Origin of the sequence: Pseudomonas siliginis (assembly GCF_024072275.1) — a bacterium.
Taxonomy (GTDB): Bacteria; Pseudomonadota; Gammaproteobacteria; order Pseudomonadales; family Pseudomonadaceae; genus Aquipseudomonas; species Aquipseudomonas siliginis.
On the sequence record NZ_CP099598.1, the window covers coordinates 2,797,514 to 2,822,531 of the forward strand.

Here is a 25,018-nt window from a genome sequence, read left to right on the forward strand (position 1 = left end):
TTCAGCGGCTGTTGCCCAGACTTTTGAAGCAGGCGTAGAGGTAGCGCAGGGTCGGTTTGCCCCGGGAGAACAACAGCGTCTGCCACGAATGCCCGAGCATCTGCCGGAACACCTCGATAACCCGTCGATGATCGCCGCGCCGGGAGAAGGCATTGAGAAATTCCGCGTGGTTGGCGAGAACGAAATAGATCCGCTGTTGCTGGTTCAAACGGGTGCCGTAACGCGCCAGGTACAGCTGGATGAAGCGCAGCTTGTGCGGGTAATACTTGTGCGGTTGCGCGGTGATGTTGGCGGCATTGACGGCGCGCCAGTGGAGGATCTGCGGCACGCTGTGGATCTCGCTGATTTCCGCGATGCGCGTCCACAACAGGCGATCTTCAGCGAAGCGCAGGCTCTGATCGAAGCCGCCAATGGCGACGATGATCTCGCGCAGGGCGAGTACGCCGGAGGTGCCGTTGATGATGTTCTCGCGCATGAAGTCGGCAAAGTGCTCGCCGTGTTTACAGCGATCCTCCAATTGGCGTTTGCCATCACTGAATTCGCTCATCTGAAAGCAATCGATCAAACCGACTTTGCGTCCCTGTCGGGTCAATTCCGCGTGCAGTGCCAGTTGTTTTTGCAGTTTTTCCGGATGCCAGCGGTCGTCGGCATCAAGGAAAGCGATAAAGGTTTCTTCGGCGCTGAACACGCCGCGATTGCGCGCACTGGCCGGGCCTTGGTTGGGCTGCTGCAACAGCACGATGGGGAAGGGCGCGGCGTACTGCCTGACGATCTCTGGCCCGGCATCGCTGGAACCGTCATCAACGACAATGGCTTTGTCCGGCAGGCGGGTCTGTGCGCACACCGAGTCCAGTGTGCGTTGAATGCTGGCGGCGGCGTTGTACAGCGGAATCACCACGCACACGGTGACTGCCGAGGGATCATTCAGCATGGGCGTTGCTCCCGGAAAGTGCCGCGCATTGGCCGAGCATTCGCCGCTGGCAGCGGCTGCGGACGGGCGACGAGGTGATGGCGGAAGGTCAGGCTGAGCACGCAGAAAATCAGGAACTCACCCGAGCGGTAGTTGGGAATCACATAGGCGACGTAATTGGTAACGACGAACAGGCCGATGATCACCAGCGCACAGGCCTGATAGCGCACCGACTGATCCGCCGTGATTGCCCGGTAGCGCTTGCTCAGGGTCTGGGCAAACATCAGCAGCAGGGCGATCAACTGAATCAGGCCGCCATTGAGCAGGGTTTCGACGTAGCCGCTGTGCGCGTTGCCGATGTAGCCCCAGCGCGTAATGAACGCATCTGCATCGGCACTGGCCCAGAACGCGCCGAAACCATAGCCCTTGAGAAATTGCGCATCGATCAGCGGCTGCAACAGCTCCCAGATCAACGTGCGGTCAGTGAGTGACGGGTCGCGGCCGACCAGTTCCAGCAGCATGGCGTAGTTGGCGTAAAGCACCCCACACAAGAGGAAGAACACCAACGTGGCGGCGGTGAAGGCCAGCAGTGAGCGGTTGATGCGCAGCCGGATCAGCGTGATGAAGTAGGCGTAACTGGCGGTGCCGGCGACGATCAGCGCAATCGCCGTGGCTGACTGCGCCAGACCGATGGCGATCAGCGCGAACAGCCCATACAGCATGGCCAGCGGGTTGCGCTGGCGGATCATCGGCAGCAGCAACAGGATCGCAATCGCGTTCAGGCGTGCGCCAGCGTTCTTTTCCGCGAACACCCCGCGAAAGGCCCCGTCACGGATGCCGCCGGAAATAAAGGCGATGTCCGGGCGAATCACGGCGAAGATCAACCCGACTAGCGCCGCTGCACCGATCACGCAGCCGAACAGAAAAGCGATCCGCTCGATGCTGTAGCGCCAAGCGATAAAACCGGCAAAAAACACCACGCTGAGCAGCGCAATGAAACGCTTGAAACTGAGCATCGGCTCGCTCGACCAACTGATCGACGCCGCCACGCAGCCGAGAAACAACAGCAAAAACAGGTTCTGCCGGTAGAAACTCTTGCTGAGGAACACTTTGTGGCGAATGAAGAAGAACAGCGGCACCAGCAACGTCAGCAAGCCGCAGACCTGATTGGCCAGATTGCCTTCCAGATCCTGCTGGGCATCGTCCAGCGTGCTCACATTCCCCAGGCGCAGAAAGAAGCCGATCACTTGCGTATAGAACAGCACGCCAAACAAGGTGAAGGCATCGGCCAGTGTCGAATAACGCACTTGCAGGCGGTTCATCTCAGCGCCTCCCGAGTAACGCCTTGAGGTAGGTCTGCACCGCGCGGCCGCTGACGAAGCGCGCGGCGGCATCAATCCGCCGCTGGCGATGCAGGGCTCGTGGTGCGGCCATTTGTGCGCTGATTGCGCTGGCGAGCGCGGCCGGATCGTCAACATCGACCAAGGGGGCGACGGCGCCATCGCCGAGGATTTCCTGCGGGCCGTACGGGCAGCGGGTCGCCACGACCGGCGTGCCGGTCGACAGGGCTTCGACCAACGCGTTGGGGCTGCCCTCGAAACGCGACGACAGGACGAAACAGTCCGCTCGGGCAATCTCGGCGATAGGGTCACTGGCGTATCCCGGTAGATCGCAACGCTCTGCGACGCCGAGCGCTGTCGCTTGGGCCAGCAGTTCGCCGCGCAGGGCGCCTTCGCCGAAGATGATCAGCCGCGCATCGCGTTGCGGCAGACGGGCGAAGGCGTCGATCAGAGTGTCGAAGCCCTTTTGTTGCGCCAGTCGACCCACGGCGACGATCACCGGGGTGGTTTTGTCCTTCAGCCAGGGATGGCTGGGCGCGGCGGCGGGTTTGTCACGAAAATCGTTGTCGAGCACCGGGTTGTCAGCGGTCGTCACATCGCGCGCGCGGGCGATGGTGGTGTCGACCAGATCCTCGGCGACGCCTTGTGACACGCAGATCACCGGGTTGGGAATCAGCCGGTACAACCACGGCGCCAGCCAGTAGGCGAGCTTGACCGACAATGCCGGGTTGACGTGTTTGTCCCGCGAAAAGGCATTGCGCTCGCTGACATGCAGCCGCGCCAGCGTCCCGGACAGCGCGGCGGCGGCAATCGCCACGACGTTGACGTGGGTGAGGGCGGCCAGTTGCGCGTCGTACTGATTGCTGCGTAAAAACCGTGTCAGTGCCGGCACAGCCGCCGCGCTGCGCGGACTGTCGAGCAGCACTTGTCTGACTCGTGGGTCGAGCGCCGGCTGATTGATGCCGGCACCGGTGAGCATCAGCAGCGTGACTTCGTTGCCGGCCTCAACCAAGGCACCGGCGAGGCGCACCATCATTTTCTCCGCGCCGCCGGCGCCGAGGTCCTGGAGGATGATCAGCAGCTTTTTCATCGGTTCCACACCTGGTAATAAGCCTGCGCGGCGTACTGGCTGGTATAGGGCAGGATCGCGTCGCTGACTGAATGTCGGGGCGGCGGCTCGGGTTCGCGGCTGGCCAGACTGTCGAGCAGCGCCTCGGCCAGGGCCGGCACATCATTGACCTTGACCAAACGCCCGAGGCGTCCATCGTCGAGCAACTCGCGCGGACCGCTGCCGCAATCGGTGGAGATCACCGGCGTACCCAGCGCCAGCGCCTCGACCAGTACCGTCGGCAAACCTTCGTGCAAAGAACTGAGCACCAACAGTTGCGCATGGCGGATCAGCGGATAGGGATTGCGCAGATGCCCGGTGAAATGCACCAGGCGTTCGATGCCCAGCCGTTGTGTCTGCGCTTCAAGCGCTGCGCGTAACGGCCCGTCGCCGGCAATCACCAGATACGGCAGCGGGCGTTGTTGCGCCGCCAGCGCGTAGGCGTCGAGCAGCAGCGCGAAGCCCTTGGTTTCCACTAGCCGGCCGACCCCCAGCCAGAAATGATGGGGCACGCCACCGGGCAACGGCGCCTGTGCCGCGCGCAACAGTTGCTCGCTGATCACCGCGTTCGGGCAATAACGGATGCGCGGCTGGCCCCACGGCATCAACCCGGCAAGCGACTGGCGCAGACCGTGGGACACCGCGACCACCTTGCCGCTGCCGCACAGGTACAGCGCGTACAACAGACGCAGGCTGGCGCGCCCGGTGTTCTGTTCGGCGCAATCCAGCGCGGCGTGGCGGGTGTAAATGACTTTGCAGGGACTGCCCAGGGTGGCGAACCAGGTGCAGAGGTTGGCTTGCTCCTTGGCGCCAATCAGATGCGTCACGCCCTCACGGCGGATCAGCCGGCGCAGCAGCACGATCGATTTCAGCCAGCCCGCGAGCCCACTGCCGCCACCGGCCATGCTCGGCGCGCCGTCGACGTTGGGCGAGTCGCCGTTCATGACGAAAAAACTCACCCGCCGGCCGTCCGCCAGAAACTGCTCGGCGAGGCGTTGCTGCACGCACTCGACGCCGCCGCCAGTCTGGTAATCCTTGAGCGTGAACAGAATATGCATCGGCACAATCCTCATGGGGCAGTGACATTGATTGCCACTTGCTGGCGCAGAATCAGTTCGGTCAGGCGCAGGGCATTGCTCGGGTAGTCGAGCAGGTAACGCTTGATCGTGTGCGGCTCGCGGTACATGCGGTAGAAGGCGCGCAGGTGCAGGCGGTTGATGGCGTCGGGGTAGTAACGCTCGCCAGCATTGGCTTCCTGACGAATGAAACCGCCGCAGGTGAACGCCACGCCGCTGAAGCCACCACGCAGCGCATCGAGGACAAAGCGCTCCTGCAGACCGGCGCCGAGGCCGACCAGCAACAGGTTGGTCCGCTGCCGACGGATATCAGCCTGAAGCGCGGCGCCTTGCTCGGCATCGAAGTACCCGTTGTGCGCGCCGACCAGTTGCAGGCGCGGGTACTGCATGCCGAGCTTTTCCACGAAACGATCAAGCTCGGCCTGCCGCGCACCGACCACATAGACGCGTTTGCCGCGCTGCTCGGATTCACGCAACACCGGATCGGCAATCGAGGTGAAATCGAAACTGACCCGCTGCACCGCGCGCCCGGTGATGCGCGACATGAACCCGGACATCAGCATGCCGTCGCAAAAATACGCCAGCGACGACGGCGGCTGGCGGATGAAACTGCCGATCGAGGCGAAGTTGAGAAAGGAGAAGGCCCGGTTGGATTCCAGCAGGGCCGGCGAATAACGGTCGAGCAATTCCAGGCGGATCATGACGCGAGATCCTGTGCTTGGGCGGCGCAGGTTGGCCGGCCGACGCTGATGTAGGTGAAACCGCGTGCGCTGAGGCGTTGCGGATCGAACAAATTGCGGCCATCGAAGATCAGCGGATTTTTAAGCTGGCGGGCGAGCAGTTCGAAGTCCGGCGCGCGAAACGCTTGCCACTCGGTGACGATCACCAGCGCGTCGGCATTTTTCAGCGCCGCCTCTTTGGTGCCGGCCAGCGTCAGGTCATCGCGCGGGCCGTAAAGCTGCTGCGCCTGTTCCATGGCTTTCGGGTCGAATGCCTGCACATTGGCGCCGGCTCGCCACAACGCCTCCATCAACACGCGGCTGGGCGCTTCGCGCATGTCATCGGTGTTGGGCTTGAAACTGAGGCCCCACAGCGCGAAGGTCTTGCCTTCCAGCGCACCGTTGAAGTGCTCGGCGATCTTGTGGAACAGCGTGCTTTTCTGCTCGTTGTTGCGCGACTCCACCGCCCGCAGCAGGCGTGCATCGACATCGACGCCGTGTGCAGCATGGATCAGTGCACGCACATCCTTGGGAAAACACGAACCGCCGTAACCGATGCCGGGATAAATGAACTGGTAGCCGATGCGCGGATCCGAGCCGATGCCATGGCGAACCATTTCGATGTCGGCGCCAAGCTTTTCGGCAAGCCCGGCCATCTCGTTCATGAAGCTGATCTTGGTTGCCAGCATGCAGTTGGCGGCGTACTTGGTCAGTTCGGCGCTGCGCACATCCATGACGATGATTTTTTCGCGGTTGCGATTGAACGGTTCGTAGAGCTCGCGCATCAGCGCTTCGGCGCGCGGGCTGTCGGTGCCGATGATGATCCGGTCGGGGCGCATGCAGTCGTCGACCGCGCAACCTTCCTTGAGAAATTCCGGGTTGGAAACCACATCGAAGGTCAGCGCAGCGCGGCCGCTCTCGGCGAGGATTGCACTGATGCATTCGCGTACCCGGTCCGCCGTGCCCACCGGCACCGTGGATTTGTCGACGATGATCTGCTCGCCGCGCAGGTGTTCGCCGATGGTACGGGCGACGCTGAGGACATGTTTGAGATCCGCCGAGCCGTCCTCGTCCGGCGGCGTGCCGACCGCGATCAGCAACACATCGCCGTGCTTTACCGCAGCGACCAGATCACTGCCGAATTGCAGACGGCCGCTGTGATGATTGTCCCGCACCAGGCTTTTCAGACCCGGCTCGTAGATGGGCAGAGTGCCGTCATTCAAGGCCTGCACCTTGGCCGCGTCGACATCCACACACAGCACGTTGTGGCCGACCCCGGCCAGCGCGGCGCCCTGGACCAGTCCGACATAACCGATACCGAATACACTCACATTCATGGGAAAACCTCATGCGTGGCGGGGTGGGCCAGAGCGCTGGCCGCTGTCAGTAGATGTTTTTCGAGAACAGGGTGAAGGGCGTCTTCAGCAGGATCTTGATGTCCAGCCACAGCGACCATTGATTGATGTAATTGAGGTCCTGGGCGACCCGGCGCTGCATCTTTTCCACGGTCTCGGTTTCGCCGCGGTGCCCGGTGATCTGCGCCAGTCCGGTGATCCCAGGCTTGAGCCGATGCCGTGCCATGTAGGCGCGCACCTTGCCGGTGTAATAGATGTTGTGGGTGACCGCGTGCGGACGCGGCCCGACCAGCGCCATGTGGCCGAACAGCACGTTGAACAGTTGCGGCAATTCGTCGATGGAGCTGCGTCGCAGAAAGCGTCCCAGCGGTGTGACGCGGTCGTCGTCGCGGGTGGCCTGACGCACTTGCTGATCGTTGTGCACGCGCATCGAGCGAAACTTCCACACGCGAATCACTTCGCCGTCGCAGCCATGGCGGTTCTGCTTGAACAGCACCGGCCCCGGCGACGTCAGCTTGACCGCAATGGCCACGCCGAGCAGCAGCGGACTGAGCAGAATCAGCGCTACCGCTGCGACGCTGCGTTCGAACAGGTCCTTGCAGAACAGGCTGCCGGGGTGCGAGGTAAGCAGGCTTTCGTTGAGGTAAATCGCCGGCATCCGCTCGATCTCGGAGATCGAATGATTGAGCAAGACCATGCTGCCCAGATCCGGAATCCACACCACGTCGACGTTCATGTCGAGCAGATTGATGTACAACGCTTCGATCGTCGCCGCCTCGGCCATCGGCAGCACGATGTACACCCGCCGCGCCTGCAAACGGGTGATGATTTCGCGGATGTCCTCGACTTCACCGAGCAGCGGCAGAATGCTCGGCGCCGGGCCGCTGTCGGCTTTCGCCGCGACAAACCCGAGCAGCAGCGCGCGATCCGGGTCGAGGAGTTTGCGCGCCAGTTCATGGGCGGTCGGGCAGGTGCCGATGATCACCGCGCGGCGCTCGTTGCAAATCATTTTGGTGTACATGCGCACGAACAGATGCAGCGGCAGAAACGTCGCCGCCTGGGCGAGAAAACCGACCACCGCCCAGACAATCACCACCTGCCGCGAGAACAACGCGCTGGTCTGGGTGACGAAGGCGATGCTCATCAGCAGTCCGAGCAGAATCAGCCAGCCGGCCAGCAAACGGCCGAGCCCGACCAGCAGGCCATGACGTTTGTGGTAGACCTGAACGAGGCTGTAGACCGGCATCGAGCCGAGCACCGTGAGGATGATCAGTAGCCGGTATTCACTGGGCAAGGCGCCGATGCGCCAGTGCACCAGAACAATCAGCAACAGATTGACCAGGGTCATTGCGCACAACCATTGCCCCCAGAAGGTGAGGCCGCGACGGTGTGCCATTTGCGCGGAATATTGCGAGGTCATCGGCGCGATCTCCGATTCATCGAACAGGGAAGGACAGGCTGCGGCCGGGCGGCACGGCCCGAAGGATCAGCGCGGGGCGAAGTCGTAGTCGTAGAAGGAACGGGAATGGCCATGGCCGTACTTGCGCGCCTTGCGCAGATCGACCTGATTGAGCACCACGCCGAACACCGGCGCTTGGCTCTGCTGCAACACGGCAATGCTCTTGCGCACCTGGCCGACCGGCGTGCTCTGCGCCTTGACCACGTAGATCACCGCATCGGAATGCTGCGCCAGCAACAGCGCGTCACTGACGATTTCCGCTGGCGGCGAATCGATGATGATGTGCCGGTAGCGCGACTTGAGAATCTGCAACAGCCGACCGAGGCGCGGTGAGCTGAGCAAGTCCTGCGCGGGGGCCACGGCGTTGCTCGAACTGCTCGAGGCTTTCAAGCGTGGTGCCTCGAACGGGTCCAGCGCTGCGGGCGTCAGGCAGCCGGCCGGGAGCATGTCCAGATTACCGACACTGCGAATGCAGTCTTCCAGCCGCGCGCTGCCGGCCATGAGGTTGGCGAGGCCGGGGCTCTGCGGCGGGAAATCGAAGTTCAGCGACAGCGTCGGCTGCCGCATGTCGGCATCGATCAGCAGCACCCGTTCCAGTGGCGCGAGTGACGAGGCAAGGTTGTTGGCGATGGTACTTTTGCCTTCGCCGGACACCGAGGAAGTGACGAGCACCACCTGCGCCGGGCGTTCGTTGTTCTGCAGCATCAGCCAGGTGCGCAGATTACGGATGGTTTCACAGAAGCGCGGGTGGTCGTTGTCTTCGAACAGCCGCGCCAACTGTCGCCGGCTCTTCTTCATCACCAGCGGCACGACGCTGAGCAACGGCACATTGAGCAGACTCTCGACGGTGTCGTCGGTCTTGAAGGTATTGCTGAGCGTATCGAAGAGGAAGGCGAGGGCAACGCCGACGATCGCTGCGACCAGCGCGACAATCGCGAGAATCAGATTCTTGCGCGGTTTGCTCGCTTCCAGCGGTGCGATCGCCGGGTCGACGATGCGCGCCTTGGCCGAATCCATGTCCGAAGTGGCGGCGGTTTCCTTGAGGCGGGTGACGAAGGTTTCATAGAGCGCGCGGGTGCTGTCGACTTCACGCTGGAATTCGCGCAGCTGGAATTCCTTGCGCGAAATGTCCTGAATCTGCGCCTTGTTGCTGTTGAAGGATTTGCGCAGCGCGTCTTCGCTGGCCACTGCCAGTTGATACTGGCGCTCGATGCCGGCGACCACTTGCTGCACTTGCAGGCGCAGACTGTTGGCGGCGGTGCGCTGTTCGGATCGGGCGGAGATCAGCGCCGGGTGTTTCGGCCCGTAGCGGCCCGACAACTCTTCGACTTTGGCCTGAGCCTTGGCCAGGTCGGCCTGGAACTGCTGAATCAGCGGATTGCTCAGCACTGCCGGCACGCTGGACAAACGACTGATGTCGCCGTTGCTCAAGGCTTGCGCCTGACGGAACTGGCTCTCCGCTTCAGCACGGTCGCGGCGCGCATCGATCATGCGGTTGCCGGTCATCTGCAGCTCGTTGGCACTGATGGTGGCGACACCGTCGACATCGACCAGACCCTGTTCCTCGCGGTAGGCCTGCAACTTGTTTTCGGCAACGCGCAGGTTGTCGCGCAACTCGACCAGGCGGGTGTTCATCCAGCTGGTGTTGTTTTGCGAGGACTTCAGGCTGGTGTCCTGCTGGCTGTCGATAAAGCCTTGGGCGAGGGCGTTGGCCACCGCCGCAGCGAGTGCCGGGTCGGGCAGTTCGACGTCGATCTCCAGCAATTGACTCTTGCCGACAAACTTGACGCTGGTGTGCAGCATCAGGTTTTGCGTGACGTCATTGAACACTTGCTCTTCGGTCGCTGGCGGCTTCGGCGGCGGCAACAGGTCCAGCCATGGCAGCCACTGGTCGCGATTGAGCTCCGCCAGCCATTGGCGCGGGGTGAACCAGCTCTGCGCCTGCTGGCGTGGATCGGTGACCGGGTGGGTGGTGAGGCCCAGTTTGCGTACGGCGCGCTCGGCCAGCTCCCGCGATTGCAGCAGCGCTTGCTGGGTCTGCAAGTAGTCAGTGGTGGTGGCGCCGCCGGATTCGGCGGCCTGCTGAAAACTCAACACCGGTGGCGTCTTGTCCTTGATCAGCAACGTCGCACTGCCGACGTATTGCGGCGTGATGAACGACAGCGCCACCACGGCCAGCGCGCAACTGAGCAGCACCAGCCAGGCGATGTTCCACTTCGCCGACCAGACCACGCGCCACAGGTGCAGCAGATCAAGGGTGTCCGACTCATCAGCCGCTTGCGTTTGCGAGTGGCCCTGGAGCGGACGTTCGAGGTAGGTGCTTGGGCTGTTGTCCATGATCAGAAAAAGCCTTGTGCAATGGAAATGGTGTCGCCGGGGGCGATGACAGTGGTGCGCGAGACGTTTTCAGTGACCGGCGGGCCGCCACTGCCGCGCAGGATCGTCACGCGTTTCATCGAGGCGCGTTCGGTCAGGCCGCCACCCAGGGCGATGGCTTTTTCCAGGGTCAGGCCGGGCTGAAACGGATAGCTGCCGGGCTTCTGCACCTCGCCGTTGATGTAGAACGGGCGGTACTCGATCTGGCTGAGGCTGACTTTCGGATCGACCAGATAGCCTTGCTTGAGGCCATCGACAATTTTCTGTTCGACCTGATTGGGCGTCAGGCCCTTGGCGACGATTTCGCCGAGAAACGGGTAGGAGAACGTGCCGGCATCATTGAGGCGAATCTTCTTGAAGCTCAGTTCCGGCTCGCCGAACACGATGATGCGCAAGACATCGCCAGCGGCCAGGCGGTAATGGGTGTCGGTGTCCGCCGCCTCGACCGTGGGCACTGTCCAGAGCAGCAACAACAGTAAAATCAGGCGCGTGTGCATGGCCCAACCCTCCTAAAGACTGACGTCGAACGTGATCTGGAAAACATTGCGGGTGAAGCTTTCGTTGTCGGCATCGGAGTCGTTGTCGCGGTGGCGATAGGCGACTTCGACGTCCAGCCAGCGGCGCATTGCGTAATTCACGCCGAGTTTGTAGTCCTGCAAATCGTCGCTGCGGTCCTGGCCTTCGTAGACGTAATGACCCATGCCGGCTTCAGCAATCGTGGTGATGCGTTCGGTCCAGCCGTGACGCCAACCGATCTGGGTGAAGGTGGCTTTCACCGCGTCGGAGCCGTCATCGCCTTCGGCCATGGCCTGGCGCGCGAGGAAGGTGAAGGTCGAGTAGGTGCGCGGTTTCCACGCCAGATCCACTTGCCAGGTCGGATTGCTCAGGTCGTCGGCGCCGCTCTGGTCGAAGTTCTTGCGCTCGTAGCCGACGCGCAATTTGCCGGTGGTTTTCGCCGTCATGTCCCACTCGGCTCCGGCCAGTACCGCGTCGGAGCGACTGCTGCGCGGGCTGTTCGATTGCAGGTAATCGAAGCGGGTGTGGTCGTATTCGAGCAGGCCACGGGTCTTGCTGCCGAGGCGGTGATACCAAGTGCTGGACAGATTGCTGGTGTTGCGCTCCTTGTCATCGTTGATGCCGTCGGAGTTGTCATAGCGCAGTTGTGCGTAACTGGCGCCGAGGTCGATCTGGTTCAGCGCACTGCGCGCGCCGAAGGTGTAGACGCCGCCGACGCGCTGGCTCTCGATCTTGTCGTTGATGCCGTCGACGGCGGTCGAGGTGGTGCGCTCGTACTTGCGTGCCTCGGCTTCGAGTTTCAGCCGATGCCGGTCGGTGAACTCCATGATGCTGTCGGCGCGCAGACGCTGGGCGGTGTTCGAAGCGTCCGAGGCGCTGTGATAGATGTAGCGGGTCGGCTCCCAGATCACCCGCGTGGCGCTGTTGCGGTCCTCGGCTTTGAGCTCGAAGGCCGGCGCCAGGCGGGTGACCATGGTCGATTCGACATCGTGTTCGACTTCACGAAAGTTGTCGTCGTAGCTTTCCGACAAGGCAAAGGTCGGGGTGAAATCGAAGCCGTACACATTGATCGCTTGCGGCTCAACGCTCCAGGCAGCTTCGGGGGCACAGCAGGCGACGACTAAAACCAGGGAACAGCGAGGCTTCAGAGCCATGGATCACGCTCCTGATTAAGGGGGTCGGGGTCAGGGCGAAGCGGATCCGGACTATTGTCGCTGGCGTTCGAGGTAACTCAGCGGGACGCTGACGTGCTGTTGGCGGTTGAGAAAATTGAGCAGCATCATCACGCGCTCATCGCCCTGCATGGACAGGAACACGCCTTCGAGCGGGGACAGTGGACCCTGGACGATTTGCAGAGGTTCGCCGGGCTTGAGTGTCGGTTCCGCAGGAAAGCCGATCGACTCCTGACTGCGCTCACGCAATTGCGCGATCACGTCTTCATCGACCCGGGCGGGCACATGGTTGAATTCGACGATGCGGCTGACACCACGGGTCGAGCGAATCGGTGCCCAGTTATCGTCGCGGCTCAGTTCAATGAATACGTAGCCGGGGAACAGCGATTCCAGTGTTCGTTGGCGTTTGCCACGAATACTTCGCTCGCTCATCAGCTGCGGCCGAAAGGTCGAATAGTTCTGTTGCTGCAGATTGAGTTGTGCCCGTTCATCCTGGCGGGGCTTGCACTGCAATAAATACCAGTTAGAGCCGTTGCGGCAAACCGTTAGCATGCTGGAGTACTCCATACATAGCGATCGTGTAAGCAGGGCGGCCGATAACGTGGGACTAGCCGCCAAGCTTGCTAGTAGGTAGTAGGCTGATCAAGGCAAAGTGCCGAGCCAGATGCATCAATGTTTATTGGCAGAAGAAGTGTTTCAAAAATGAATCAACTTGGTTGGTTATTGTTATATCCGTGGCCGTCTTGGCTATAACGAATCGGCGCGCTTTCATTCAGGCAAAGCTACCGCACGGTTCGCAGTTGCGACCTTCAGGATCCAATTACATAAGTAGCCGGAGAGCAGAAAAGTGCGCGGCGGCGCGAGCTCTTCGGGCAGTGCTAAGTTATCGACCAGTCTTTGCAAGCTGTCAATTAATAACAGTCAAAAAGACTGCCTTTCATCCGCTGATAATGGCCGTGTTCCGTAAGTCATTGTTTATGAAAGGTGAAATTTATTCGTCGGATTTTTTAAACTTTTCGAAGTTATTGAAGTCGCGGGTCTTAGATGGCGTCCGTGATAGCAAATTAGTTTCAATCTTACATCTTTCGATTCATCGGCAGTTCGACTTTTAAATGCCTCGCGTCGGATGCTGCTGGCCAGGGTAACTAGGGTCGTCTATCAATAGTTGCCGTTGTTGGCCGGTAAATGTTCGGTGCTGTGTATCTCCTTAAAGTCCAACCGGTGAGCCGAGGTGATCATGAGTGTTCTGGTAACAGGTGCCGCAGGTTTTATCGGTTATCACACGGTCATGCGTTTGTGTCGCGAGGGGCTCGAGGTTGTGGGTATCGACAATCTCAATCCTTATTACGACGTCAAACTCAAACAGGCGCGTTTGCACAGATTGCAGACGCTGGCCAATTTCACTTTCCATCGGCTGGACATTGTTGATCAGGCGGCGTTGAACGCGCTGTTACAGCACGGCCACTTCAAACAGGTCATTCACTTGGCCGCCCAGGCCGGGGTGCGCTACTCGCTGGACAATCCCGATGCCTATGCGCAATCGAATCTGGTCGGGTTTCTCAACGTTCTGCAGGCATGCCGTCGTCATCCGCCGGAGCACTTTATCTACGCATCGAGCAGCTCGGTGTATGGCGCCAATACCAAGATGCCGTTTGCAGAAGACGACCCGGTCGACCAACCGGTTTCGTTGTACGCCGCGACCAAGCGTGCCAACGAATTGCTCGCGCACAGTTACTGCCATCTCTACGGCTTGCAAGCCACCGGCCTGCGTTTTTTTACCGTCTACGGTCCCTGGGGTCGACCGGACATGGCGCTGTTCAAGTTCACCGAAGCGATGCTGCAGGGGCGCGCCATCGACCTTTACAACCAAGGCGAAATGGCGCGGGATTTCACCTACATCGATGACATCGTCGAAGGGATTTTCCGACTGCTCGACAAACCGCCCGCACTCAGCGCCGAGCGTGGTACTAACCGGCTGTTCAATATCGGTCGCGGCAGTCCAGTAGCGCTATTGATCTTCGTCGAATGCCTGGAGCAGGCATTGGGCATGAAGGCCCAGCGCCGTTATCTGCCGATGCAGGAGGGCGATGTATTGAAGACCTGGGCCGACGTGTCGGCGCTGGCACGCTGGATCGACTTCAGCCCGCAGGTGCCGATCGAGCAGGGCGTGCAAGCGTTCGTGCAGTGGTATCGCGAGTTCTATCAGGTCTGATTCAGTGCAGGGTGACGGCCCTGCGACTTTCCCCGATGCGGATCCGGTCGAGGGCGCGATTCAACGCATCCAGTGCATCGAGCAACGCGTTGGCCTCGGCTTCACGCCCGTCACCCCACAGACGCTCGGCCATTTTGTTCAAGGCTAGAATGGCGCGTTCGATGTCGGCTGCACTGGCGCTGTTCTCAGGGGCTGGTGGTTTTTTCGGCATTCAGGGTTCCTCGGCGGTCGGCAAATCACCATACCGCCAAGGCGCCGAGCAATACAGCGACAAGTGTCCCCGATCAGCAGCTAATGCTGTCTGGTCAGCGATTAGCCTCAGTCAATCCCGCCTCGATAAACCGCACCGAACTCTCCAGTGCCTGCTGCCCCTCGGCCAATATGCCCGCGTAGAAATGCCAGGCGTGAAACATGCCGGGCCACACTTCAAGATTGACCCGGACGCGGTTGTCCGCCAGGTGATTGGCCAGACGCATCGCGTCACTGAGCATCAGTTCGTTTTCGCCGATCTGCACCAGAATCGGTGGCAGTCCGGTGACGTCGGCGAACACCGGCGAGGCTAGCGGATGGTTGGCCAAGGTGTCGCCGAGAAAGGCTCGCGCGAGGATGTCCAGCACTGGCTTGGAGTTTAGCGGGTCAAGGCCTTCACGATTGCTCATGGAAGCGCCGGTGTGTTCGAGGTTGGCCCATGGCGAAATTGACGAGCCCACCGCAGGCAATGGCAAACCTTTGGATTTTGCCGCGACCATCACGCTGACCACCATCGCGCCACCCGCCGACTCGCCAGCGAAGGCAATCTTGCCGGCGGCGATGTTCTGCTCAAGCAACCACTCATAGGCGCGCAAAGTGTCATTGATAGGGGTGGGGAACTGATGCTCGGGTGCGAGACGGTAATCCGGCATGTACACCCGCGCGCCGAGCATTTTTGCGTAGTTGCCGCCGATGCCGTGGTAGCCGTCAGGTCGACCGACGATGTAGGCGCCGCCGTGGATGTACATCAGCACTGCGTCGGTCTTGAGTTCATCCGGAGTCACCAGCGTAGCGGGCACGCCGCCCATGTCGACTGCTTCAAACCTCACGCCAGCCGGTGGTTGATTCTGCCCGAGCATTTTTGCGTAGGCATCGCGGATGTCGCTCATCTTAGTGGTGGTATCGATACCCTTCAGCACGGGCACCAAATCGCTGAGGCTGTTGGCCCAGGTTTGTACAGCTGCTTTTACTTCAGTGTTCATATGACCTCGATCAGACGTTAGTGATGGCTTAACTAATCGAGATGTTATGCTCATGATTGGGGAATAGGGTTCCCCATAACCGGTGCCAACCCGCCTGAATGCCAAACCCGGAGGCCTAGTGGAACTGCATAACCTGAACGACATCGCCGCCTTCGTCGCCTCGGTGGATGCCGGAAGTTTTACGGCGGCGGCCAGGCAACTCGGGCTGACTCGCTCGGCCGTCGGTAAATCGATCGTGCGGCTCGAATCGCGTCTGCAGGTCCGTCTGCTCAACCGCACCACCCGCAGCCTGAGCCTGACCGACGATGGTCGGGTGCTGTTTGAGCGATGCGTGGGCATCCTGCAGGATCTGGACGAGGTCGAAGAAGCTTTGGCGTTCCGCCGTTCGACGCCCAGCGGCCGCTTGCGCATGAGCCTGCCGGTCGCACTGGGCCGGCTGCACGTTGTGCAGCACATCGAGCGCTGCTTGAGAGACTGGCCGTCGCTCGCCATCGACGCGACGTTTTCCGATCGGCTGGTCGACCTGATCGACGAGGGTTTCGATCTGGCGATTCGCATCGGTCCGCCCAAGGAAGACTCCGGACTACTCACGCGCACGGTGGCTTACCAGCAAATGATCACCTGTGCCTCGCCCGATTATCTGAAAGAACATCCGGCACCGCAGACACCCGAAGATCTCGCCGGGCATGCGTGCCTGCACTTCGTCAGCGGCGGCCGATTGCTGCCGTGGAATTTTCGCGTCAATGGTCAGCCTGTGCCGGTCATTCATGCTGGACGGCTGCAGATGGACAGCGCTGAAGCCTTGCATCAGGCGACTGCCGCAGGCCTCGGTATCGCGACGTTGCCATCCTATGTGGTCAACGATGACCTGCGTAGTGGCAAGCTCGTGCAGTTGCTCGCAGAGTACGCCGAGGCTGCCGAGCCGATCCGGGTGATTTATCCGAGCAAGCGACACCTGTCGCCGAAGATTCGGCTGTTCATCGACAGGCTGGTGGAAGCATGGTCGCCGGCGCCTTGGGACTGATCAGCCCGCCATAGGAGCTGTGCCGCAAATTCACAGCAGGTGTGCTTTTTCAGCTATATCCAGCCAATCTTGGCGAGCCGTACTCTTGCAAACAGTGGCGCAGAAACTTGCGTGTCATCGCCACTGTAATCCGACGATGTCTGTGCTCGGCACGGATCATTTGAAGGAACAATAAAAACAATATCTGCGGGAGATGAATCCAATGAGACTCGCTCAAGAGGAAGCCGTGGCCGTGGCGGCTACCACGAAAAGCTGGCTGAAAGCTGCCGGCATCCTGCTTTGCCTGTCCACCCCGGTCGCCGCGCTCGCGGACATCAGGATCGGCGCGCTTTATCCCCTGAGTGGATCCCTGGCGTTACTGGGCGACGAGAGCTTCCGTGGCCTCGAACTGGCCGTCGCCGAACGAAATGCCTCGGGCGGTTTGAAGGGCGAGCCGATCAAGTTGCTCAAGGCCGACGCAGTCGATGCGGGACAAGCGGTCGGTGCCGCGCGCCGGCTCACCTCTGTTGAGAACGTCACTGCTGTATTTGGCAGCTATTCCTCGGCGCTGTCATTTGCGGCCACGCAGGTGACGGAGATGGCGGGGGTGCCGTTTTTCGAATTGGGTGCGGTGTCCGACCACATCACTGAGCGTGATCTGAGCTACGTGATGCGCAGCAACCCGACCGCCAGGAATTTTGCCGAAGGCACCATCACCGCCATCACGGAGATTGTCAGCCCATCGCTCAAGGTCGATCCGAAACAATTGAAGGTCGCGATCATCCACGAGGATGCGCTGTACGGTACGACCATCGCCGGGTTTCAGAAAAAGATCGCTCAGGAGCAAGGTCTGAATGTGGTCGAGGTACTGCCGTATTCGGCCAAAGCGGTTGATCTCTCATCGCTGATCCTGCGTTTGAAGGGCGCCCAGGCGGATGTGGTATTGCAGACCAGTTATCAGAACGACACGACGCTGTTTTTCCGCCAGATCCGCGAAGCCGGTTTCAGGCCCAAAGCCGTTATCGGCGCCGGCGGCGGCTATTCCATGCAGGACACGGTCAAGGTCGTCGGCGCAGCCAATATGGAAGGCGTGCTCGATGTCGATTTCCCACAGTTCCAGACCAATGAAAACGGCGCTCCCGGTATCGGGGCGTTCGCCAAGGCATACAAGGATCGCTACGGCAGCGAACCGCGCTCGGGCCACAGCCTGATCAACTATGTCGGGGCGAAGATATTCCTTGATGCCATGGAAAACAGTACTTCGCTGGACGCCGATGCGATCCGTGCCTCGGTGGCAACCATCGATATTCCTCTCGGCGGCACGGCTGCCGGCATCGGTGCCAGGTTTGGCAAGAACGGCCAGAACCAGCGCGCCAATACGGCAATCATGCAGTGGCAGAACGGACTGCTGAAAACCGTTTACCCCCAGGCAGCCGCCGTTGCCCAAGCGCGTTTTTCCGACCAACCCTGATACCTGAACCCCGCAATCTGCTGAAGCTTGATCATTGAGCTTCACGGGTTCGTTCGCTCGCAAAGAGGGCGCCAACCGTGGAAATTTTCATCCAGCTCCTGTTGAACGGCTTATTGCTCGGTGGCACGTTGGCCATCATCAGCATCGGCCTGACGTTGATTTTCGGCATCGTGCGTGTGGTCAACTTCGCCCATGGCGAGTTTCTGATGATCGGCCTGTATGCCGTGTATTTGCTGAATTCGCACTTCGGCATCCACCCGTATATGGCGATCATTCCTGCAACGATCCTGTTGTTTGCCGCTGGTGCGGCAATGCAGCGTTTCATCATTCAGCCGTTGCTTGGCGCCGAGGGACATATCCAGATTTTCGCCACCGTGGGCGTCTCGATTGCCCTGATGAACGGCGCGTTGCTGATCTTCGGTGCCGACGTCATGACGGTGAAGAACATCAGCGTCGGTACCACGACCGTCAGCTTCGGCGCCTTTCGCGTCAGCAGCGGTCAGTTGATCACGTTTGTCGCGTCGCTCGCACTGGTCGCGGGGCTGCACTGGTTTTTGCAGAACACATTTCTCGGCCGGGCTGTCCGCGCTACTGCACAGCATCGCAACGCGGCGCAACTGATGGGTGTCAACGTCAAAAACATCTATGTGTTTGCCTTCGGCCTGGGTTGCGCCTGCCTGGGCGTCGCCTCGGGACTGATCGCTCCGCAATATCCGGTCTTTCCAACCGTTGGCACTTTCTTCGTGCTGACGGCGTTTGTGATTGTGGTGCTGGGCGGCCTGGGCAGCCTGTCCGGCGCACTGATCGGTTCAATGCTGATCGGCATCGTCGACAGTCTCGCCGGTTACTACATCGCGCCGGACCTCAAGGAGGTCGTCTACTTCACGATTTTCCTGGGCATCCTGGTGTTTCGTCCGACAGGTCTTTTCGGCGCCGGTCGCGGGTCTGAGTGAGGAAGATGTTCATGAATATTTTGCACCCGCGTGTCTATGTCAGTGCACTGGCCCTGGCGCTGTTACTGATCATTCCATTGAGCGTTGGCTCGCCGTTCGTTTACCACCTGTTCATCCTCATATGCAGTTATGCGGCACTGGCCAGTGCCTGGAACATCGTCGGCGGGTTTGCCGGCCAGCTGTCGTTGGGGCATGCCGTGTTCTATGGGGTGGGCGCTTACACGACGACGCTGCTGATGATGAAACTGGGCATCAGTCCATGGATCGGCATGTTCGCTGGCGCAATCCTGTCGTCGATTGTCGCGGTGCTGATCAGTTGGCCGTGCTTCAGATTGCGCGGGCCGTTTTTTGCCTTGGCGACCATTGCGGTGCTGGAGGTCGTGCGTCTGGTGGCGATCAATCAGCATGACGTGACCGGTGGTGCGGCAGGGCTGGGCGTACCGCTGAAGCTCGGTTTCGAGTGGATGTTGTTCCGCCCGCGCTGGCCATACCTGCTGATTGCCTTCGCGTTTCTGCTCATCACATTGGCAGTGTCGTGGAAGATCAAGAATTCCCGACTGGGTTATTACCTGATCGCCGTGCGTGAACGTGAAGACGCCGCCCATGCGGTGGGCGTGAACTCGGTCAAGGTCAAGCTGATCGCCGTGGTGTTGTCCGCATTTATCACCAGCCTGGTCGGCAGCTTTCACGCGATGTACCTGACCTTCATCGAACCCGGCTCGATGTTTTCTCTGGAGATGTCGATTCAGATCGCCATGTTCGCGTTGATTGGTGGACTGGGCACGGTATCGGGACCGTTGATCGGCACTTTGCTGGTGCTGCCGCTGGCTGAACTGGCACGCGGCTGGCTTGGCGATCTGGGCAGCGGGGTGCACGGTCTGGTCTATGGCATCGTGCTGGTCGTGGTGGTGCTGACTATTCCGCAAGGCGTGGTGGGGCGTTTTGGGGCTCGGATATTTGCCTGGATCGACTCATTGCCCGGCGGCCGTCGTTCGATGGCAAATACAAAAGCACCGATCGGGCCGACCTTGGCGCAAGCCCACTCGGCCACGCACGGTGAGCCGGTTCTGGTCGCAGAAAACCTGCACAAGTTCTTTGGCGGACTGCACGCCACCAACGATGTTTCGCTGAGCTTGGCCGAAGGCGAAATCGTGGGTGTGATCGGCCCGAACGGCGCCGGCAAAACTACGGTGTTCAACCAGCTCTCCGGGTTTCTTCTGCCATCCAAAGGCCAAGTGAAAGTGCGCCTGCTCAATGGCGACTGGGTCACCCCGAACAGCCCGGCCGAGTTCGCCCGGGCAGGCATTGGCCGGACCTTTCAGATCGTGCAGCCATTCGCTGATTTGAGTGTCTGCGAGAACATCATGCTCGGTGCATTCATGCACACCGCCGACGCGAAGGAGGCGAGGGCGATCGCCGAGCAAGTCGCCGAGCTGACCGAACTCACCGCGCTGCTCGACACCCGGGCGCGCAACTTGACGGTCGGCGGCATGAAGCGCCTGGAAATGGCCCGCGCTCTGGCGACCCGCCCGCGCATCCTGCTGCTCGACGAGGTCATGGCCGGCCTCAACCCGACGGATGTTGCCAAGGCCATCGCAGTCATTCGCCGGGTGCGTGATTCGGGCGTCAGCGTGTTGATGATCGAGCACTTGATGCAAGCCACCATGAGCCTTTCTGACCGCATCGTCGTGATCAGTTCCGGCACGCTGCTGATGCAGGGCGCGCCTCACGATGTGATCAACGATCCTCAGGTTATCGAAGCCTACCTCGGTAAGGAGTACAGCCATGCTTAAACTCGACAACGTCCACAGCGGCTATGGCGGTACGGAGATCCTTCGTGGCGTGTCGTTCGAGGTCAATGCCGGTGAGGTGGTGACCATCGTCGGCGCCAACGGCGCCGGCAAAACCACGACCCTGCGCAGCTTGTGCGGCATCGTCACACCGTCCCAAGGCACGATCGAATTCGAAGGCCAGCGCATCGATGGCAATCGCCCCGATCAGATTGTCGACGCGGGCCTGACGCTGATACCGGAGGGGCGCCAGTTGTTTCCCTTCATCAGCGTGCGCGACAACCTCTTGATGGGCGCCTACAAACGCAGTGCACGAGCGGGCTACAGGCAGCGTCTGGACAATATTCTCGATCTGTTTCCGAGGGTGCGCGAACGCCTTGATCAGAACGCCGGGACACTGTCGGGCGGCGAACAACAAATGGTTGCCATCGCCCGGGGCCTGATGGCCGAGCCGAAATTGTTGATGTTTGATGAGCCGTCGCTGGGCCTGTCGCCGCTGCTGGTGTCGCAGGTCTTCGAGATCATCAACAGGATTCTCCAGCTGGGCACCACCGTGTTGATCGTCGAGCAGAACATCGTTCATACGCTGCGCATTGCTCATCGAGGTTACGTGCTGGAGAACGGCGAAGTGGTGCTCAGCGGCACCGGCCAGGAACTGCTGGAGAACCCGCACGTCAAGCGTGCTTATCTGGGGCTCTGACCCAGTCCATTTATCTGCAAGCGAGAGAAGGTCATGACTCATTCCAGACACGCCGGGCGCACCGTATTGGTCACCGGTGCCGGTGGTGGCATCGGTGCGGCGATCGCGCGGTTGTATTGCGAAGAAGGTGCAGCCGTGGCGCTGCTCGACGCTGATGCCGACAAGGTGCAACAGCAGGGCGTGGCGTTGCGTGATGCGGGTTTTGCGGTCGCGTGGGCGCAGGCTGATGTCGCGAGTTTTCAAGACTGCGCTGCTGCCTGCGAGCGCTTGCAAGGTGAGCTCGGCCCCTTCGATACGCTGATCAACAACGCCGGCATTTCGCCCAAACACCACGGCGCACCCGCGCCGATCTGGACCATGGCGCCGGATGAGTGGCTGCGGGTGGTCGATATCAACCTCAATGGCTCCTTCAACCTGGTGCGAGTGCTCGCGCCCGGCATGGTCGAGCGCCGGTTCGGGCGCATCGTCAATATGTCTTCGGTGGCGGGCAGCGCGTTCTTGCCGATTGTCGCAGCGCACTACAGTGCGACCAAAGCCGCAATCATCGGCTTTACCCGCCACCTGGCCGGCGAACTCGGGCCGTTCGGTGTCACCGCCAATGCGCTGGCACCTGGACGAATCGAAACGCCATTGCTCAAGACCGTATCGGCCCAGGCCAATCAAACCGTGGTCGACGAGACACCGCTGCGCAGGCTGGGCACACCGCTTGAGGTGGCGAGAGCGGCGTGTTTTCTCACGTCAAGCGAAAGCGACTTCATTACCGGCCAGGTGGTTGATGTCGCGGGCGGCTGGTTGATGCGCTGATGACTTCTTGCGAGGACGTTTGTCATGGTTAAAACGATGGGATTTCCCGGGCGCTACGAGCAGGGTCCGAATGCATTGCAACAATTGGGCAGAGTGCTGAGCGACATGGGTCGATCACGGCCGCTGGTGCTTTGCGATGAGTTTGTCGCCCGGCATCTATGGCCGCAGGTTGGCGCCACGTTGCAGGACCAGGGATTGGAGCCATTGCACATCGAGTTTCCCGGCGAGTGCACGCGCGCTGCGATTGCGCAGTTATCCGAGCAGGCATTGCTGCACGCCCCCGACACGATCATTGCGCTGGGCGGTGGCAAGACCATCGATACGGCGAAGGGGCTGGCGGCCAATCTCGACGTGCCGATCATTGTCTGCCCCACGATCGCTTCAAGTGACGCGCCAACGAGTCGGCTGATCGTGCTTTACGACGAAGAGCACAAAGTGGTGGGCGTGGAGTTTCTGAAGATGAATCCCGCTGCGGTGATTGTCGATACAGAGGTCATCGTTCAGGCGCCGGCACGGTTCTTCGCGGCCGGGATCGGCGATGCCATCAGCAAGAAATTCGAAGCCCGACAGTGCTACGCCGCCGGCGGCCACAACTCTTTCGGCACACCGCCGCTGCACACGGCATTGATGCTCACCAACCTGGTTTTCGACACGCTGATGCAGTACGGCGTCCCGGCATATCAGGCGGTGTGTCGACATGAACTCACCGATGATGTCGAGCGGGTCATCGAAGGCACCGTGCTGATTAGCGGTGTCGGTTTCGAGAGCGGTGGTTTGTCACTGTCCCATGCCCTGGTTCGGGGGCTGACCGCGATACCGGCGATGGCGTCGATGCTGCATGGCGAACTGGTGGCGTTCGGCACGCTGGTGCAGATGGCGGTGGAGGCGCGACCGGCCGAAGAGATTGAACAGGTCGCGCGTCTGCTGCACGCGGTGAAGCTGCCCGTGACGTTCGCTGAACTGGGTCAGCGCACGCCGTTGACGACGGCGCAGATCAATATTCTCGTGGACGCAACCTTATCGGCGGTTTACGCCAGAAACATGCAACCGCCCTTGAACTACCAGCGCCTGGTGGAAGGATTGGCGGCGGCTGACAGCCTTGGTTCACGGCTGGTCAGAGTCTGCGCGAACCCGCCCCGACACTGTGATCCTGCGTCACAACAGGTGTGACCAAGTAGCTGTTTTCTCCCGTACAGCGACGCCATAACCTTTCCCTCAAGCGAAATCCTGGCGCAATCAAGTGCTGTGAATTCGTCAAAAAAACCGAGAGGCCTGACTATGAATACTCCTGTTAAACCTGATGAACTCGCCATTGCGTATCAGTTGCCGCAAGTTCCATTCATGACGCCCGACATGGTGCACCCGGGCGTCATGACGCAGTGGCTCGAAGACGATGCGCTGTGGGTGCCGGTAACAAAATCTGTCTCCTTCAAGCCATTGCTGCTCAACACCAGCGGCGGCTATTACATCAACCTGTTGCGGGTGCGTCAGGCCGGCGTGCTGTCGCGTCACCGCCATACCGGCGGCGTGCATGCGATCGTGCTCAAGGGTCGCTGGTACTACCTGGAGCATGACTGGGTCGCGGAGGAGGGGTCTTTTGCCTATGAGCCGCCCGGTGAAACGCATACCCTGTTCGTCCCCGAGGATGTGAGTGAAATGATCACCTGGTTCCACGTGCAGGGTGGCTACACTTACGTCGATCCGCAGGGCGTTGCCGTGGGTTACGAAGATGTGTTCACCAAGCTTGAAGCCGCCCGAGCGCATTACAAGACGCTGGGTTTGCCGGACGACTACATCGAACAGTTCATTCGCTGACCCGGCCCCCAGGAAAAAGCGCGCTTCGGCGCGCTTTTTCATAAGCGTTGAGACAACATGCCTTCAAGCTTTTCGCCAGGACCGGCCATGGACAATTATTCGCAGCTGCTCGCTTTTATATGGTCTACCGAATGTGGAAGTTTTTCTGCTGCCGCGCGCGCCCATCACCTGACGCCATCAGCGGTCAGCAAACTGATCACCCGCCTGGAAGATCGCTTGCAGGTCCGGCTGTTCCAGCGCGGCTCACGCGTGCTGACGCTGACCGAGGAGGGCGCCGCTTACCTGCGCAGCGCCAAAGCCGTCGTTGAAGCCATGAACGAGGCGGACTCGCTGGCCGAGGCGTTGCCCTCCAGGGTCAGTGGCACCCTGCGCATCCACACCATGACCTCTTTCGCCAAACACCAGATCGTGCCGTGGCTACCGGAATTTCTGGATTTGTATCCCTCACTGGACGTTGAGATTCAACTCGGCGCGCAATTCGTCGATCACTTCGAGCAAGGGCTCGATATCGCCATCCACAGCGGCGTATTGCCCAGCTCATCACGCATTGCCAGACGCATCGGCGAATGTGAATGGCTGATCTGTGCCTCGCCGCAGTACCTGGCTGAACACGGCACACCAACCACACCCGCAGATTTGCTGAATCATCGTTGCTTCAATTTCAGCTTCGTCAGCCCGTGGAACAAATGGTCATTTTTGCAGGATGGAGACGGCGTCTCGGTACCGGTGACCGCCAGCGCGTCTTTTACTCAAGGCGATCTGTTGCGCGACATGGCGCTGTCAGGCGCTGGCGTGGTGAAGCTTGCGGACTTTCATATCGGGCTTGATGTAAAAGCGGGAACGCTAGTGCCGTTGCTTGAGGATTTCAAAACGGGTGTGGTCGAGCCGATCTACCTGCTTTATTCGGATCGCAAGCATTTGAGTCCACGGATACGAGTATTCATCGAGTTTTTTCAGAACAAGTGGCGTGAGCATCCGTGGAAGGTCTCCTGACGTTCAGCTCTGGG

Annotated in this window: 23 protein-coding genes; 10 read left to right on the top strand and 13 right to left on the bottom strand. The window is 60.6% G+C overall.

The genetic code is table 11. The annotated features are described in order from the left end of the window. Position 1 precedes the first annotated feature (1 nt). The 11 genes from NF676_RS13060 to rfaH form a co-directional block, all read right to left on the bottom strand. Positions 2-931 carry a glycosyltransferase family 2 protein gene (locus NF676_RS13060; RefSeq protein ID WP_252887868.1) on the bottom strand — a complete coding sequence of 310 codons (930 nt, stop codon included), beginning with the start codon at positions 929-931 and terminating at the stop codon, positions 2-4. Continuing rightward, positions 925-2,232 carry an O-antigen ligase family protein gene (locus tag NF676_RS13065; RefSeq protein ID WP_252887869.1) on the bottom strand — a complete coding sequence of 436 codons (1,308 nt, stop codon included), beginning with the start codon at positions 2,230-2,232 and terminating at the stop codon, positions 925-927. Before NF676_RS13065 ends, NF676_RS13060 begins: the two co-directional genes overlap by 7 nt. 1 nt (position 2,233) lies before the next feature. Further along, on the bottom strand, positions 2,234-3,340 hold the full coding sequence (locus NF676_RS13070) for a glycosyltransferase (RefSeq protein WP_150635431.1): 1,107 nt from the start codon (positions 3,338-3,340) through the stop codon (positions 2,234-2,236). Then, positions 3,337-4,416 carry a glycosyltransferase gene (locus NF676_RS13075; protein ID WP_252887870.1) on the bottom strand — a complete coding sequence of 360 codons (1,080 nt, stop codon included), beginning with the start codon at positions 4,414-4,416 and terminating at the stop codon, positions 3,337-3,339. The genes NF676_RS13070 and NF676_RS13075 overlap by 4 nt, the downstream gene beginning before the upstream one ends. Positions 4,417-4,427: 11 nt before the next feature. After that, a complete protein-coding gene (locus tag NF676_RS13080) occupies positions 4,428-5,135 on the bottom strand; it encodes a WecB/TagA/CpsF family glycosyltransferase (RefSeq protein WP_252887871.1) in 708 nt (235 codons plus the stop codon). Further along, positions 5,132-6,490: a UDP-glucose dehydrogenase family protein gene (locus NF676_RS13085; protein WP_252887872.1), complete on the bottom strand. Its 1,359-nt coding sequence runs from the start codon at positions 6,488-6,490 to the stop codon at positions 5,132-5,134. Before NF676_RS13085 ends, NF676_RS13080 begins: the two co-directional genes overlap by 4 nt. 46 nt (positions 6,491-6,536) lie before the next feature. Then, on the bottom strand, positions 6,537-7,928 hold the full coding sequence (locus NF676_RS13090) for an undecaprenyl-phosphate glucose phosphotransferase (protein WP_056785633.1): 1,392 nt from the start codon (positions 7,926-7,928) through the stop codon (positions 6,537-6,539). Positions 7,929-7,994: 66 nt separating this feature from the next. Beyond that, positions 7,995-10,304 carry a GumC family protein gene (locus NF676_RS13095; protein ID WP_252887873.1) on the bottom strand — a complete coding sequence of 770 codons (2,310 nt, stop codon included), beginning with the start codon at positions 10,302-10,304 and terminating at the stop codon, positions 7,995-7,997. A 2-nt stretch (positions 10,305-10,306) separates the two neighbouring features. Next, entirely contained in the window at positions 10,307-10,840 is a 534-nt protein-coding gene (locus NF676_RS13100) for a polysaccharide biosynthesis/export family protein (protein WP_236168959.1), read from the bottom strand. Between the two features lie 12 nt (positions 10,841-10,852). Next, the gene (locus NF676_RS13105; RefSeq protein ID WP_252887874.1) at positions 10,853-12,013 is read right to left on the bottom strand and encodes an outer membrane beta-barrel protein; all 1,161 of its coding nucleotides are present in this window, start codon (positions 12,011-12,013) and stop codon (positions 10,853-10,855) included. A gap of 51 nt (positions 12,014-12,064) precedes the next feature. Then, complete coding sequence (gene rfaH / locus NF676_RS13110) at positions 12,065-12,583, bottom strand: transcription/translation regulatory transformer protein RfaH (RefSeq protein WP_252887875.1); 519 nt, start codon at positions 12,581-12,583, stop codon at positions 12,065-12,067. Between the two features lie 685 nt (positions 12,584-13,268). Between rfaH and NF676_RS13115 the strand changes: the two genes are divergently transcribed. Further along, positions 13,269-14,243, top strand: a complete 975-nt coding sequence (locus NF676_RS13115) for an NAD-dependent epimerase (RefSeq protein WP_252887876.1) — start codon at positions 13,269-13,271, stop codon at positions 14,241-14,243. Position 14,244: 1 nt separating this feature from the next. Here the strand turns inward: NF676_RS13115 and NF676_RS13120 are convergent, their stop codons facing one another. Continuing rightward, complete coding sequence (locus tag NF676_RS13120; RefSeq protein ID WP_252887877.1) at positions 14,245-14,454, bottom strand: hypothetical protein; 210 nt, start codon at positions 14,452-14,454, stop codon at positions 14,245-14,247. A gap of 94 nt (positions 14,455-14,548) precedes the next feature. Beyond that, the gene (locus tag NF676_RS13125; protein WP_252887878.1) at positions 14,549-15,475 is read right to left on the bottom strand and encodes an alpha/beta hydrolase; all 927 of its coding nucleotides are present in this window, start codon (positions 15,473-15,475) and stop codon (positions 14,549-14,551) included. Positions 15,476-15,593: 118 nt separating this feature from the next. On the opposite strand from NF676_RS13125, the gene NF676_RS13130 reads away from it, so the two are divergent. The 9 genes from NF676_RS13130 to NF676_RS13170 all read left to right on the top strand — a co-directional run bounded on the left by NF676_RS13130 (position 15,594) and on the right by NF676_RS13170 (position 25,004). Further along, complete coding sequence (locus NF676_RS13130) at positions 15,594-16,499, top strand: LysR family transcriptional regulator (RefSeq protein ID WP_252887879.1); 906 nt, start codon at positions 15,594-15,596, stop codon at positions 16,497-16,499. A gap of 202 nt (positions 16,500-16,701) precedes the next feature. Continuing rightward, on the top strand, positions 16,702-17,949 hold the full coding sequence (locus NF676_RS13135) for an ABC transporter substrate-binding protein (protein WP_252887880.1): 1,248 nt from the start codon (positions 16,702-16,704) through the stop codon (positions 17,947-17,949). A gap of 77 nt (positions 17,950-18,026) precedes the next feature. Continuing rightward, complete coding sequence (locus NF676_RS13140) at positions 18,027-18,902, top strand: branched-chain amino acid ABC transporter permease (protein ID WP_024012825.1); 876 nt, start codon at positions 18,027-18,029, stop codon at positions 18,900-18,902. 11 nt (positions 18,903-18,913) lie between these two features. Continuing rightward, the gene (locus NF676_RS13145) at positions 18,914-20,695 is read left to right on the top strand and encodes a branched-chain amino acid ABC transporter ATP-binding protein/permease (RefSeq protein ID WP_252878103.1); all 1,782 of its coding nucleotides are present in this window, start codon (positions 18,914-18,916) and stop codon (positions 20,693-20,695) included. Then, positions 20,688-21,392: an ABC transporter ATP-binding protein gene (locus NF676_RS13150; RefSeq protein WP_073474647.1), complete on the top strand. Its 705-nt coding sequence runs from the start codon at positions 20,688-20,690 to the stop codon at positions 21,390-21,392. Before NF676_RS13145 ends, NF676_RS13150 begins: the two co-directional genes overlap by 8 nt. Before the next feature lie 33 nt (positions 21,393-21,425). Then, the gene (locus NF676_RS13155) at positions 21,426-22,196 is read left to right on the top strand and encodes an SDR family oxidoreductase (protein WP_252887881.1); all 771 of its coding nucleotides are present in this window, start codon (positions 21,426-21,428) and stop codon (positions 22,194-22,196) included. A gap of 24 nt (positions 22,197-22,220) precedes the next feature. Then, positions 22,221-23,366: a glycerol dehydrogenase gene (locus tag NF676_RS13160; protein WP_252887882.1), complete on the top strand. Its 1,146-nt coding sequence runs from the start codon at positions 22,221-22,223 to the stop codon at positions 23,364-23,366. Positions 23,367-23,474: 108 nt separating this feature from the next. Further along, positions 23,475-24,011, top strand: coding sequence for a 2,4'-dihydroxyacetophenone dioxygenase family protein (locus tag NF676_RS13165; RefSeq protein ID WP_024012829.1), 537 nt, complete (start codon positions 23,475-23,477; stop codon positions 24,009-24,011). 87 nt (positions 24,012-24,098) lie between these two features. Further along, positions 24,099-25,004, top strand: a complete 906-nt coding sequence (locus NF676_RS13170; RefSeq protein ID WP_016774575.1) for a LysR family transcriptional regulator — start codon at positions 24,099-24,101, stop codon at positions 25,002-25,004. Positions 25,005-25,018 lie beyond the last annotated feature (14 nt).

Bases quoted from the DNA above. Each gene is read 5' to 3' on its own strand.
- NF676_RS13060 (WP_252887868.1), bottom strand. From the start codon at position 931: ATGCTGAATGATCCCTCGGCAGTCACCGTGTGCGTGGTGATTCCGCTG.
- NF676_RS13065 (WP_252887869.1), bottom strand. From the start codon at position 2,232: ATGAACCGCCTGCAAGTGCGTTATTCGACACTGGCCGATGCCTTCACC.
- NF676_RS13070 (WP_150635431.1), bottom strand. From the start codon at position 3,340: ATGAAAAAGCTGCTGATCATCCTCCAGGACCTCGGCGCCGGCGGCGCG.
- NF676_RS13075 (WP_252887870.1), bottom strand. From the start codon at position 4,416: ATGCATATTCTGTTCACGCTCAAGGATTACCAGACTGGCGGCGGCGTC.
- NF676_RS13080 (WP_252887871.1), bottom strand. From the start codon at position 5,135: ATGATCCGCCTGGAATTGCTCGACCGTTATTCGCCGGCCCTGCTGGAA.
- NF676_RS13085 (WP_252887872.1), bottom strand. From the start codon at position 6,490: ATGAATGTGAGTGTATTCGGTATCGGTTATGTCGGACTGGTCCAGGGC.
- NF676_RS13090 (WP_056785633.1), bottom strand. From the start codon at position 7,928: ATGACCTCGCAATATTCCGCGCAAATGGCACACCGTCGCGGCCTCACC.
- NF676_RS13095 (WP_252887873.1), bottom strand. From the start codon at position 10,304: ATGGACAACAGCCCAAGCACCTACCTCGAACGTCCGCTCCAGGGCCAC.
- NF676_RS13100 (WP_236168959.1), bottom strand. From the start codon at position 10,840: ATGCACACGCGCCTGATTTTACTGTTGTTGCTGCTCTGGACAGTGCCC.
- NF676_RS13105 (WP_252887874.1), bottom strand. From the start codon at position 12,013: ATGGCTCTGAAGCCTCGCTGTTCCCTGGTTTTAGTCGTCGCCTGCTGT.
- rfaH (WP_252887875.1), bottom strand. From the start codon at position 12,583: ATGCTAACGGTTTGCCGCAACGGCTCTAACTGGTATTTATTGCAGTGC.
- NF676_RS13115 (WP_252887876.1), top strand. From the start codon at position 13,269: ATGAGTGTTCTGGTAACAGGTGCCGCAGGTTTTATCGGTTATCACACG.
- NF676_RS13120 (WP_252887877.1), bottom strand. From the start codon at position 14,454: ATGCCGAAAAAACCACCAGCCCCTGAGAACAGCGCCAGTGCAGCCGAC.
- NF676_RS13125 (WP_252887878.1), bottom strand. From the start codon at position 15,475: ATGAACACTGAAGTAAAAGCAGCTGTACAAACCTGGGCCAACAGCCTC.
- NF676_RS13135 (WP_252887880.1), top strand. From the start codon at position 16,702: ATGAGACTCGCTCAAGAGGAAGCCGTGGCCGTGGCGGCTACCACGAAA.
- NF676_RS13145 (WP_252878103.1), top strand. From the start codon at position 18,914: ATGAATATTTTGCACCCGCGTGTCTATGTCAGTGCACTGGCCCTGGCG.
- NF676_RS13150 (WP_073474647.1), top strand. From the start codon at position 20,688: ATGCTTAAACTCGACAACGTCCACAGCGGCTATGGCGGTACGGAGATC.
- NF676_RS13155 (WP_252887881.1), top strand. From the start codon at position 21,426: ATGACTCATTCCAGACACGCCGGGCGCACCGTATTGGTCACCGGTGCC.
- NF676_RS13160 (WP_252887882.1), top strand. From the start codon at position 22,221: ATGGTTAAAACGATGGGATTTCCCGGGCGCTACGAGCAGGGTCCGAAT.
- NF676_RS13165 (WP_024012829.1), top strand. From the start codon at position 23,475: ATGAATACTCCTGTTAAACCTGATGAACTCGCCATTGCGTATCAGTTG.
- NF676_RS13170 (WP_016774575.1), top strand. From the start codon at position 24,099: ATGGACAATTATTCGCAGCTGCTCGCTTTTATATGGTCTACCGAATGT.